The following is an 11,856-nucleotide window of genomic DNA, read 5'->3' on the forward strand; positions in this document are numbered from 1 at the left end:
GATAGTGTAATAATTTTATTGAATGATTAATTCAGATTCTCTAATACTTTGGCGCCCATAGCGTCGGTGCCCATAATGAAATCGTTCACGGTGTGTTTGTTGGCGATGTCCATTGTTCTGTAACCTTGTCTGAGGGTAGCCTCCACCGCTTTGATCACGCGTTGTGATTCTGTTTTCAGACCAAAGGAAATATCCAGCATGAGGGCAGCAGATAAGATAGAAGCCAGCGGGTTAGCAATACCTTTACCGGCAATATCATGTGCAGATCCGTGGATAGGCTCAAAGAAACCGGTGCTGTCGCCGATAGAGGCAGATGCCAGCATCCCCATAGAACCGGCGATCTGTGAAGCTTCATCCGTAAGGATATCGCCAAACAGGTTACCGGTAACTACTACATCAAAGCGTTTAGGATCTTTGATCAGCTGCATGGCCGCGTTGTCAATAAACATATGTTCTGTTTCCACATCAGGATATTCTTTGGCTACTTCCTGTACTACTTCTCTCCACAGACGGCTTGCTTCCAGTACGTTTGCTTTATCCACAGAGCACAGCTTTTTGCGGCGGGTGCGTGCTGCTTCATAGGCTTTACGGGCAATACGCTCTACTTCATAACGGTGGTAGATCATCAGGTCAGACGCCGTATTACGGTCGGCAGTCCTGATCTTTTCACCGAAGTACACATCGCCGGTCAGCTCACGGAAAAAGAGAATATCTGAACCGCGTAAAATTTCCGGTTTGATGCTGGATGCTTCCAGCAGTTCATCAAATAACTTTATCGGGCGGAGGTTGGCATACAATCCCAGTTCTTTCCTGATTTTCAGCAAACCTTGTTCTGGTCTTACTTTCAGGGTAGGATCGTTATCGTATTTAGCATGACCGATAGCGCCGAACAGGATAGCATCGGAGTTCCTTGCCTTCTGCAGTGTTTCTTCAGGCAGCGGATCACCGGTAGCTTCAATGGCTACGTGGCCCATGATTCCTTCTTCGAAGGTAAAAGTGTGATGATAATTTTTGGCTATTGTTGTCAGCACTTTTTGTCCCCATGCGGTCACTTCCTGTCCGATCCCATCTCCGGGTATAACTAGTATTTTCTTCTCAACGCCCATATATGTGTGTAGCTTTTAGTATTTAGCTTTTTTGATGATTAGAAATTATATGTTCTTGTGGTTTCGTATTGTTCAATTTCTTTACGGAGGCTCAGCAGGTAATCGATATCATCATAGCCGTTGAGCAGGCATGTTTTTTTGTACTGGTTGATATCGAAGTTTTCTTTTTCGCCGGTGCTCACAATTTTTATGAACTGGTTTTCCAGGTCTACTTCCAGTTGGGCTTTAGGATCGGCTTCTATGGCTTTAAAGATCCGGTCCAGAAAATCTTCCGATACCTGGATGGGTAAAATGAAGGTGTTGAGGGCGTTATTTTTAAAGATGTCTGCGAAGAAGCTGCTCACTACTACTTTAAACCCGGCATCAGCAATAGCCCAGGCAGCGTGTTCACGGGAGGAGCCGCAACCAAAGTTTTTGCCGCCTACCAGGATCTGGCCACTGTAGATGGGGTTGTTCATCACAAAATCCGCCTTCGGTGTATTATCTGCTTCATAGCGCCAGTCACGGAACAGGTTTTCACCAAAACCTTCCCGGGTGGTAGCTTTCAGAAAGCGTGCCGGGATGATCTGGTCTGTATCTATATTTTCGATGGGTACAGGTACCGCAGATGAAACGAGGTGTTGAAATATTTTACTCATAGTGATTTTACAGTTTAAATTTTTGTGGCGGCCACTCTCAGGCGCACATAATCCGCATACAATTCGCCGTTCTTCATCAGGTGTGGCGCCAGTTCATGTTGCACCTGCTGCAGGATAGCGCCTTTGTCCTGTTCCGGTACACCGGCAAAAAAATGAGCGCCAAACATCTCCAGCCAGTCGCTGATACCCGTTTCCGGGTCCACCAGTTTGGAAGGGCGGTCAAAAAAATGCACCCTGTCTATTTTAAAGCCTTCCTTTTCCAGCAGGGTAGTATATTCTGCGGGAGAAGGGAAATACCAGAATGGTTCGTAGGTATAACCCCGCTGCTGCATGGCTTTTTCCAGGTAAGTAAGGATCTGCTGCACATTGCCTTTGCCGCCCATTTCTATCACCAGTCTGCCGCCTTTCTTCAGCTGTGCATACATCCGGCTGATGGCCTTTTCCTTTTCCCGCACCCAGTGGAGGGTAGCGTTGGAGAAGATACCGTCGAACTGCTGTGGCAGGGAAAAGGTAGTTGCGTCGCCTACTTCAAAAGAGATGCCAGAGAAATGTTCGCGGGCGCTGCTTATCATGGCGGCGGAAGCATCTATCCCGGTTACGGTGGCGCCTTTTTGCGCCAGCTGCGCGGTGAGTTCACCGGTGCCGCAACCCAGGTCCAGGATACTTTCCCCTGATTGTGGCTGCAGCCAGTCGATCAGGCTGTTGCCATATTCAAACACGAAGGCGTGTTTTTCTTTGTATAAGTCAGCGTTCCATTGATCCATTGCTTTCGGCTTTAACTGGTTCTTCTTGTTAACTATTGTCCTAACAATTCCCTTACATCTGTAACCTTGCCCGTAATGGCTGCTGCGGCCGCAGTGAGCGGGCTGGCCAGGAAGGTGCGGGCGTTGGGACCCTGACGGCCTTCGAAGTTACGGTTGGAGGTAGAAATGCAGTACATACCGGCAGGCACTTTGTCTTCGTTCATGGCCAGGCAGGCGGAGCAACCTGGTTCACGCAGCTGGAAACCGGCTTCGGCAAATATTTTGTCGATGCCTTCTTCCATTGCCTGGGCTTCTACCTGTTTGGAGCCCGGAACGATCCATACCACTACGTCATCTGCTTTATGTTTGCCTTTCACAAAATCTGCTACAAGGCGTAAATCTTCAATACGGGAGTTGGTGCAGCTGCCAATGAATACATAATCCACTTTTTTGCCCAGCAGTTCAGCGCCGGGTTGCAGGTCCATATACTCAAGCGATTTTTTGAAAGAAGGTCTTTCTTTCTCGTCGAGCTGCTCCAGTGAAGGGATGTGGCGGGTAACGCCCATGCCCATACCGGGGTTGGTGCCATAAGTGATTTGTGGTTCTATATCGGCGGCGTCAAAGGTGAGCACCTGGTCAAATTCGGCGTCGCTGTCGGAGTAAAGGGTTTTCCAGTATTCCAGGGATTTATCCCAATCGGCTCCTTTAGGAGCGAACTCGCGGCCTTTGATATAATCGAACGTGATCTCGTCGGGGGCTATCAGTCCTCCGCGGGCGCCCATTTCGATGCTCATGTTACAGATGGTCATGCGGGCCTCCATACTGAGGCGCCGGATGGCTTCCCCTGCATATTCCACAAAGTAACCGGTAGCGCCGGAAGCGGATATTTTAGAGATGATATAAAGAATGATGTCTTTAGAAAGTACGCCCTTGCCCAGTTGTCCGTTCACTTCAATCTTCATCCGCTTGGGCTTGTATTGCAAAATGCACTGGGTAGCCAGTACCTGTTCCACTTCGGAGGTACCGATACCAAAGGCAACGGCGCCAAAAGCTCCGTGGGTGCTGGTGTGGCTGTCGCCGCACACGATGGTCATACCCGGCAGGGTGATGCCCAGCTCCGGCCCTATCACATGCACAATGCCCTGGAACCGGTGGCCCAGGCCATAAAGTTCCACGCCGAATTCAGAAGTATTCTTCGTCAGCATCTCCACCTGGCGGCGGCTCAACGCTTCCTTAATAGGCTGATCCTGGTGTAAGGTAGGTACGTTGTGATCGGCGGTAGCCCTGGTTTTAGCCGGACGGAATACGGGGATGCCACGCTTGCGGAGTCCGTCAAATGCCTGGGGACTCGTCACCTCGTGAATAAAGTGCGTGTTGATGTACACTGCATCGGGATGCCCCGGCTTGCTCACCACTATATGGCCATCCCAGATTTTATCAAATAACGTTTTTCCCATCCTTTTGCTTCCTTTTATAATTGTTTATACCTTCAAATCTAATGGTCCTTAATTAATTGCCATATCGCTAAATTTGCTTTAATTACAACCTTTAAACACCTCTGATATACATTAACATACTGTTTATCAATAATTTACAAGATTTTAATAACGATGCCCAACAGTCAAACTGATGCTTTATTCATATTAATAAAAACCTTAACAAAAGCAGAAAAACGCAATTTTCAGCTGGCGTTCAACAAAAACAACACCAAGGAAGACGTACTCTTTATCCAATTATTCACCACGCTGGACAAAATGAAAGAGTACGATGAAGAGCAGATACTGAAGAAAATAACGGATATCAAAAAGCAGCAGCTGTCGAATGTAAAAGCACATCTTTACAAACACCTGTTATCCAGTTTGCGGCAGTTATATAAACAAAAGGACCCCCTGATCGATCTGCGCGAGCAGCTGGATCATGCGCGGGTACTGTATAATAAAGGGCTGTACAACCAGAGCCTGAAGATCCTCGCCAAAGCCAAAACGATGGCACTGGAGCAGGAAGAGGTGATGCTTACCTATGAAATTGTGGAGTTTGAAAAGCTGATTGAATCGAGGCATATCACGCGGAGCCTGGAGAACCGGGCAGAGGTGCTGAGCGCCGAGTCCAGGCAGATAGAGCAGCAGCTCACCAATATCAGCCGCCTGTCTACCCTTTCCCTGCGGATGTATGGCCTGTATCTCAAACTGGGCCACGCCCGCAACGAGCGGGACGCCGAAATGGTAAAGTCCTTTTTTGAAAGCCAGCTGCCGTCTTTACAACATGCGCACATGAGCTTTTATGAAAAGGTGTACATGTACCAGGCATCGAGTTGGTACTACTATATTTTGCAGGACTTTGTCATGTATTACCGCTATACCCAGAAATGGGTGGACCTGTTCCGCAAATACCCCTCCCTGCAGCAAACGGATATGGACCTGTATATTAAAGCGCAGCATAATTTACTGACCGCGCATTTTTATACCTCCAACTTTGAAAAGTTCAAGACCGCCCTGCAGGACCTGGAAGAATTTATCCGGGACAACCAGGATAACTTTCACGAAAACACCCGCACCTCTGCTTTTGTATACCTGTATACTGCCAAAATAAACCGCTACTTCCTGGAAGGCACGTTCAGCCAGGGTTTGGCGATGGTGCCGGAACTCGAAACAGAGATCAGCAGGCATACCCTGAAAATAGACCAGCACCGGGTGCTGGTATTTTACTATAAGATTGCCTGCTTATACTTTGGTAGCGGTGATAACAGCAAAGCCATTGTTTATCTTAATAAAATTATCAATTTAAAAATTGGTAACCTCCGGGCAGATATCCAGTGTTTTGCGCGAATCCTGCACCTCATTGCACATTACGAACTGGAGAATTACAGCCTGGTGGAATACCTGATCAAATCTGTTTACCATTTCATCTCAAAACACAAGGATCTTGGTTTGGTGATGGAAGAAATTATGAAATTCCTCCGCCGTTATATTTACGCCAATCCAAAAGCATTACGCAATGCTTTCGTGGACCTGAAAGACCGGCTGGAGCAGATTTCGGAAGATCCGTATGAACGCCGTTCCTTCCTTTACCTGGATATTATTTCCTGGCTGGAAAGTAAAATCGAGAGCATACCGGTGCAGGAAGTTATTCACCGGAAATTTGTGAACAAAGAAAAACGCATTTAAATAAATATACGAGCATATGTCTGCTGAAAAACACTATCATTTCGTTGCCATTTCCGGCAGTTTACGGAAAGGCTCCTACAACACAATGGCGCTGAAAGCACTGCAAAAACTATGTCCTTCAAACATCACAGTAGAGCAGGTATTTTTTGATACAATACCGATGTACAATGCGGACCTGCATACCGAGCAGTTGCCGGAAGAAGTAGTGCCGCTGGTACATAAGATTAAGGAATCGGATGGGGTGATCATTGTTTCACCGGAATACAACTACTCTATACCCGGCGCCCTGAAAAACGCGATAGACGTGGTTTCCAGGCACCCCGACAAACCATTCAGCGAAAAGGCCGTAGCTATTATGGGCGCATCGCAGGGGCAGATCGGCACCGCCAGGATGCAATATCATTTACGGCAGGTAATGGTGTTCCTGAATGCGTTTGTGATCAACAAACCAGAGATCATGATCGGCAACGCCCAGCATAAATTTGATACTGATGGCAACCTGACAGATGAACTGGCCATTAAACAGATACCACAGCTGTTGCTTTCACTGGCGCGGCTGAGCGACAAAATGGGTCATGAACCTGTTTCTATATAAGGTTCGTAGGTACGATATTTTGTAAAGAAGATAATGGCCGATGCTGTCTGTAACAACAGTACAGCCGGCCATTCATAATGTCCGAGTATCATGAACAGCACAATGAAAGAAGTAAGCATGGTATAACGTACATGCACCTCCGGATTCATTTTCGGGAAAAACAATAGGGTACGGAACAGGATCATTAATGACAATGCCGTGCAGAAAACTGTTATCAGTCCCCACGGTGTTGTTTTCGTATATGCATTAGCGGTAATGATGATCATCTCCGGTAAAAAAGTAATCACATACACTCCCACCAGCCGCATATAATGGGTGAACAAACTAACAGGAAGATTTTCCATGAAATTGAGGTACGTGTCATCAAACGCGCGATGATGCACCATCAGCTGCATATGCGACAGCACGCTGATCATAACGCCCAGCTGCAATCCGCGTAGATCAAAATAATCCCCTCTTGCCATAATAAGGAATGTAAGCCACAACACCCCTGCGGAAAACAGTTTCGTGCTCACAATACGACGGGGAAAATTGGTAAACAGTTCATACAGGAAAAACAGTACCGGCGGCTTCGTAAAGTGGCGGTTAATCCAGCGTTGCAGGTGGCCGGTAAAAAAGATCACATCGGGTTGCTCCAGCTTTCTTTCATATAACGCCAACGGCCATATGCAATTGGCAATATTAACAACGGCGATGATCACTGCCTGTGGATAATATCCCTGTTGAACAGCAATAACAAGTGCAATCGCCACATACACCAGTACCGGCATATAAATAGCAGTATGAAGCCGCAGCCAGATGATGCGGCGGGCCGGTTTGGCGATGCTGCCCATGGTAGGATACAGGAAATCATATCCCTGCAGCTGAAAGGTTTTCAGCATAAAGCCCACGCATTTGAGTGCGTAGGAAGTCCACAGCAGGAGCACCAGGACCAGGAACGTATAATTGCCCAGGAACCCGAGCATCAATCCCTTATGATAGGCGAGCAGGTTGGCGCCATTTACCACGCCGAACAGCAGGTAAAACAGTACCAGGAAAAAGCCCGTATTCTGAATATAGAACCGTTGTGTGAATATCTTACTGAGTATCGCTGAGGTGGTACGCATGTTAGCTGAGCGTAATGTTTTTATGAGCTACTTTCAGTGTGCCCGTTACCGTTAATTCTTCCTCATCCAGTGGCTGGTGGGAAGTAATACAAAAGGAAACGCCTTTGGCGCTGTATTCACGGATCAGGTCGTACAAAACGGCCAGTGCGCGGGTGTCTATGGTAATCAGGGGTTCGTCCAGCAGGATGAGGGCCGGAGTGCCGGTGAAGGCCAGCAGCAGGGATAATTTCTTCAGCATGCCGCTCGAATAGCTGCTTACCGGGTTATTCACAAATATATGTACCCCCAGCTTTTCGCTGATGGCCCGGATCTCTTCCGGGTTCCCTCCTTTTGTGTTGAGGTAAAGCTCCAGTAAATCGCGGCCGGTGAGGAAAGAGGGATAAAGGGGTTCCGCTTCTGCGTAGTTGATCAGGCGGCGGAACTGTACCGGGTGTTCCCGGCTGCTCACCTTTCCCTGCAGCAATATCTCCCCTTTGAAAGGGATTAAGCCCGCCATTACCTTCATGCAGGTGGTTTTGCCGGCGCCGTTCTCCCCCTGCAGCCAGTAAATGCCGGCGGGCAGCTCCAGTCGGGCAATATCCAGGATGGGTACATCCTGGTAGTTCTTCTTGACAGCATGAAGGGCAATAACCGGATCGGGCATATGAAAAAGCTTAAAACTGTAAATATGAAAAATTCTCGCATATATATCTAAAGAAGGTTATCTTTTTAACAAAAATTTTCCGGGTACATTTTTATACTGACCATCATACATTTAGCCGTAGCAGTTAAAAAATTATCATATAAGCCAGATTTTCACGTTCTCCTTTTCACATGCTAATCATATTACATATGCACAAGGTGCAAAACCCGTGAAACACGCATTGCCACTATACTCCCATTAAAGTTGTATATCTTTTCCACACCTGTTGAAAACTATATCGGGCATGCCTTACCCGGATGCTTACATTTGTAATCCTGAGCGTATGGATTTTTAGGAAACAGAAACATGGAAATGGGATTTGTGGGCAAGAGAAGTGAGATTTCGGTATGCTGACCCCAAAAGAAAAACCAAAAACCTTCGACAGTACCCATAAAATAATTAAAGATGAGTAACGAGAATGAAATTCTTTTAAAAGAGAACAAGGACCGTTTTGTGCTATTGCCGATCAAATACCCGAAAATCTGGGAGCAATACAAAAAGCATGAAGCAAGTTTCTGGACAGCAGAAGAAATAGATTTAAGCAGTGATCTTAAGGATTGGGCAGGACTGAATGATGGAGAACGTCATTTTATTTCTCACGTACTGGCATTCTTCGCCGCCAGCGACGGGATCGTTAATGAGAACCTGGCAGTAAACTTTATGAGTGAAGTACAGATCCCGGAAGCCCGGTGTTTTTACGGCTTCCAGATCATGATGGAAAACATCCACTCTGAAACATATGCATTGCTGATTGATACTTATGTAAAAGATGCAGCAGAAAAAGATCGTTTGTTCCACGCTATCGACACCGTACCTGCGGTAAAGAAAAAAGCAGAATGGGCATTACGCTGGATTGAGAACGGCAACTTCGCAGAACGCCTGGTGGCATTTGCCGCCGTGGAAGGTATTTTCTTCAGCGGTAGCTTCTGCTCTATTTTCTGGTTAAAGAAAAGAGGACTGATGCCGGGATTAACCTTCTCCAATGAGCTGATCAGCCGGGATGAAGGACTGCACTGCGAATTCGCGTGCCTGCTTTACAGCATGCTGGAAAACAAACTGAGTGAAGAACAGGTACACAACATCATCCGTGATGCCGTGAGCTATGAAAAAGAATTTATCACAGAAGCCCTGCCGGTTGGACTGATCGGCATGAACGCCGAACTGATGTCGCAATACATTGAATTTGTGGCAGACAGATGGATCGGTGAACTGGGCTACACCAAGATATTTAATGCGTCTAATCCGTTTGACTTCATGGAAATGATTTCCTTGCAGGGTAAGACCAACTTCTTTGAAAAACGTGTGGGAGATTACCAGAAATCCGGCGTAATGGGTGGTACAAAAGAATCACAGACATTCAGCCTGGAAGAAGATTTTTAAAACATTTTGAATTACTAACCTCTTAAATTCGCAAACCCATGTTCGTAATCAAAAGAGATGGAAGGAAAGAAGCAGTGAAGTTCGATAAAATCACTGCGCGTATTGAAAAACTATGCTATGGTTTCAATACAGAATATGTAGATGCCATAGACGTAGCGAAAAAAGTGATACAAGGTTTGTACGATGGTGTAACCACCAGCGAACTCGACAACCTGGCTGCCGAAACGGCCGCCTCCCTTACTACGAAACACCCGGATTACGCCCTGCTGGCTTCCCGCATAGCAGTAAGTAACCTGCATAAGAATACCATCAAGTCGTTTTCCAAAACGATGAAGAAACTGTATGATTATATTGATCCCAAAACCGGCAAAAATGCAGCGCTGCTGTCTGACGACGTTTGGGAAATCATCAGGAAGAATGCAGAGATCCTGGATTCCAGCATCATCTACGACCGCGACTTTGCTTTTGACTACTTCGGTTTCAAAACACTGGAACGTTCTTACCTGCTGAAAACAGACGGTAAAGTACAGGAACGCCCGCAGCATATGCTGATGCGCGTATCTGTCGGCATTCACAAAGAAGATATTGAGTCTGCCATCAAAACATACAACCTGATGAGTGAGCGCTGGTTTACACATGCCACGCCTACCCTGTTCAACGCAGGCACTCCAAAACCGCAGATGTCTTCCTGCTTCCTGCTCACCATGCAGGACGACAGCATCGAAGGTATTTACGATACCCTGAAACAAACGGCTAAAATTTCACAAAGTGCCGGCGGTATCGGTTTAAGCATTCATAATATCCGCGCTACAGGATCTTACATCAGCGGTACCAACGGTACTTCCAATGGTATCATCCCTATGCTGCGCGTGTTCAATGATACTGCACGTTACGTGGATCAGGGCGGTGGTAAACGCAAAGGCGCTTTCGCTATCTACCTGGAACCATGGCATGCCGACATCTACGAATTCCTGGATCTGCGCAAGAACCACGGTAAAGAAGAAATGCGCGCCCGCGACCTCTTCTACGCCCTCTGGATGCCAGACCTGTTCATGAAACGTGTAGAATCCAATGGCGACTGGTCATTGTTCTGCCCGCACGAAGCGCCAGGACTGCATGAATGCTGGGGCGATGAGTTTGAAGCCCTGTACGCACAATACGAACAGGAAGGACGCGCCCGTAAAACAGTAAAGGCTCAGGATCTCTGGTTTGCCATCCTCGATGCGCAAATCGAAACCGGTAACCCTTACCTGCTGTATAAAGATGCAGCCAACCGCAAATCCAACCAGCAGAACCTGGGTACCATCAAAAGTTCCAACCTGTGCACTGAAATCATCGAGTATACCGATTCAGATGAAGTGGCCGTTTGTAACCTGGCGTCCCTGGCACTGCCACGCTTCGTAATTGATGGTAAATTTGATCACCAGAAATTATACGAAGTAACCTACCAGGCTACCCTGAACCTCAACAAAATCATCGATAACAACTACTACCCTATCGAAGAGGCCAGACGCAGTAACATGCGCCACCGCCCAGTAGGACTGGGTGTACAAGGTCTTGCTGATGCGTTCATCCTGATGCGTTATCCGTTTGAAAGCGATGAAGCGAAAAAACTGAACAGCGAAATATTTGAAACCATCTACTTCGCCGGTTTAAGCGCTTCCAACGATCTCGCAAAAGTAGACGGCGCCTACGAAACCTTCAAAGGCTCCCCTGCTTCCAAAGGTATCCTCCAGTTTGATATGTGGGATGTGAAACCTTCCGCACGCTGGGATTGGGAAACCCTGAAAAAATCAATTGTGAAAGACGGTATCCGCAACTCACTGCTGCTGGCGCCAATGCCTACCGCTTCCACTTCGCAGATCCTCGGTAACAACGAGTGCTTTGAACCATACACTTCCAACATCTACACCCGTCGTGTACTGAGTGGCGAGTTTGTAGTGGTAAACAAACACCTGCTGAAAGACCTGGTAGAACTGGGACTGTGGGATAATGACATGAAAACAAAGATTATTTCACACAATGGCTCTATCCAGAACATTGCTGAAATACCTGCAAATATTAAAGAACTGTACAAAACAGTTTGGGAAATCAAACAACGTAACCTCATTGATATGGCGGCTGACCGCGGAGCTTTCATCTGCCAGTCACAATCACTGAACCTGTTCGTTGATACTCCTACTACCGGTAAACTTACCTCCATGCACTTCTACGCCTGGAAGAAGGGTCTGAAAACCGGTATGTACTACCTGCGTACTCAGGCAGCCACTCAGGCGGTTCAGTTTACCGTGGAAAAACAAGGCGGTCAGCAAATCCAACCAATGGTTGCTACCAGTGGCAATGCAGAAGAAGAAATAGTAGTGGGTGCAGTTTGCACAATGGAAGAAGGTTGCGTTACCTGCAGTGCATAAGGGTTTATGTAAGTATAAATGCGAATCCCTG

At 47.0% G+C, this 11,856-nt stretch carries 10 protein-coding genes; 4 read left to right on the forward strand and 6 right to left on the reverse strand.

Going from position 1 to position 11,856, the window contains the following annotated elements; all coding sequences use genetic code 11:
- Positions 1–26: 26 nt before the first annotated feature.
- From leuB to leuC, 4 genes are read right to left on the reverse strand one after another with little or no spacing between them, the layout of a single operon-like run.
- On the reverse strand, positions 27–1,106 hold the full coding sequence (leuB, locus tag B5Z18_RS08585; protein WP_079468954.1) for a 3-isopropylmalate dehydrogenase: 1,080 nt from the start codon (positions 1,104–1,106) through the stop codon (positions 27–29).
- Positions 1,107–1,144: 38 nt separating this feature from the next.
- Complete coding sequence (gene leuD / locus B5Z18_RS08590) at positions 1,145–1,744, reverse strand: 3-isopropylmalate dehydratase small subunit (protein WP_079468955.1); 600 nt, start codon at positions 1,742–1,744, stop codon at positions 1,145–1,147.
- A 14-nt stretch (positions 1,745–1,758) separates the two neighbouring features.
- Positions 1,759–2,508, reverse strand: a complete 750-nt coding sequence (locus B5Z18_RS08595) for a class I SAM-dependent methyltransferase (protein WP_079468956.1) — start codon at positions 2,506–2,508, stop codon at positions 1,759–1,761.
- A gap of 32 nt (positions 2,509–2,540) precedes the next feature.
- Positions 2,541–3,944, reverse strand: a complete 1,404-nt coding sequence (gene leuC, locus B5Z18_RS08600) for a 3-isopropylmalate dehydratase large subunit (RefSeq protein ID WP_079468957.1) — start codon at positions 3,942–3,944, stop codon at positions 2,541–2,543.
- Between the two features lie 153 nt (positions 3,945–4,097).
- Between leuC and B5Z18_RS08605 the strand changes: the two genes are divergently transcribed.
- Positions 4,098–5,651 carry a hypothetical protein gene (locus B5Z18_RS08605; RefSeq protein WP_079468958.1) on the forward strand — a complete coding sequence of 518 codons (1,554 nt, stop codon included), beginning with the start codon at positions 4,098–4,100 and terminating at the stop codon, positions 5,649–5,651.
- A gap of 16 nt (positions 5,652–5,667) precedes the next feature.
- Entirely contained in the window at positions 5,668–6,246 is a 579-nt protein-coding gene (locus B5Z18_RS08610) for an NADPH-dependent FMN reductase (protein ID WP_079468959.1), read from the forward strand.
- Here B5Z18_RS08610 and B5Z18_RS08615 read toward each other — a convergent pair.
- Positions 6,225–7,352, reverse strand: coding sequence for a hypothetical protein (locus B5Z18_RS08615; protein ID WP_079468960.1), 1,128 nt, complete (start codon positions 7,350–7,352; stop codon positions 6,225–6,227). The genes B5Z18_RS08610 and B5Z18_RS08615 overlap by 22 nt on opposite strands.
- Before the next feature lies 1 nt (position 7,353).
- On the reverse strand, positions 7,354–7,995 hold the full coding sequence (locus B5Z18_RS08620; RefSeq protein ID WP_079468961.1) for an ABC transporter ATP-binding protein: 642 nt from the start codon (positions 7,993–7,995) through the stop codon (positions 7,354–7,356).
- A gap of 444 nt (positions 7,996–8,439) precedes the next feature.
- On the opposite strand from B5Z18_RS08620, the gene B5Z18_RS08625 reads away from it, so the two are divergent.
- Together B5Z18_RS08625 and B5Z18_RS08630 are read left to right on the forward strand one after the other, a co-directional pair.
- A complete protein-coding gene (locus tag B5Z18_RS08625; RefSeq protein ID WP_079468962.1) occupies positions 8,440–9,414 on the forward strand; it encodes a ribonucleoside-diphosphate reductase small subunit in 975 nt (324 codons plus the stop codon).
- Positions 9,415–9,452: 38 nt separating this feature from the next.
- Positions 9,453–11,825, forward strand: a complete 2,373-nt coding sequence (locus B5Z18_RS08630) for a ribonucleoside-diphosphate reductase subunit alpha (protein ID WP_079468963.1) — start codon at positions 9,453–9,455, stop codon at positions 11,823–11,825.
- Positions 11,826–11,856 lie beyond the last annotated feature (31 nt).

This window comes from Chitinophaga ginsengisegetis (assembly GCF_900168065.1).
Classification (GTDB): Bacteria; Bacteroidota; Bacteroidia; order Chitinophagales; family Chitinophagaceae; genus Chitinophaga; species Chitinophaga ginsengisegetis.

Coding starts and splice junctions, on each gene's coding strand:
- leuC (WP_079468957.1), bottom strand. CDS start 3,944: ATGGGAAAAACGTTATTTGATAAAATCTGGGATGGCCATATAGTGGTG.
- B5Z18_RS08605 (WP_079468958.1), top strand. CDS start 4,098: ATGCCCAACAGTCAAACTGATGCTTTATTCATATTAATAAAAACCTTA.
- B5Z18_RS08610 (WP_079468959.1), top strand. CDS start 5,668: ATGTCTGCTGAAAAACACTATCATTTCGTTGCCATTTCCGGCAGTTTA.
- B5Z18_RS08625 (WP_079468962.1), top strand. CDS start 8,440: ATGAGTAACGAGAATGAAATTCTTTTAAAAGAGAACAAGGACCGTTTT.
- B5Z18_RS08630 (WP_079468963.1), top strand. CDS start 9,453: ATGTTCGTAATCAAAAGAGATGGAAGGAAAGAAGCAGTGAAGTTCGAT.
- B5Z18_RS08595 (WP_079468956.1), bottom strand. CDS start 2,508: ATGGATCAATGGAACGCTGACTTATACAAAGAAAAACACGCCTTCGTG.
- B5Z18_RS08620 (WP_079468961.1), bottom strand. CDS start 7,995: ATGCCCGATCCGGTTATTGCCCTTCATGCTGTCAAGAAGAACTACCAG.
- B5Z18_RS08615 (WP_079468960.1), bottom strand. CDS start 7,352: ATGCGTACCACCTCAGCGATACTCAGTAAGATATTCACACAACGGTTC.
- leuB (WP_079468954.1), bottom strand. CDS start 1,106: ATGGGCGTTGAGAAGAAAATACTAGTTATACCCGGAGATGGGATCGGA.
- leuD (WP_079468955.1), bottom strand. CDS start 1,744: ATGAGTAAAATATTTCAACACCTCGTTTCATCTGCGGTACCTGTACCC.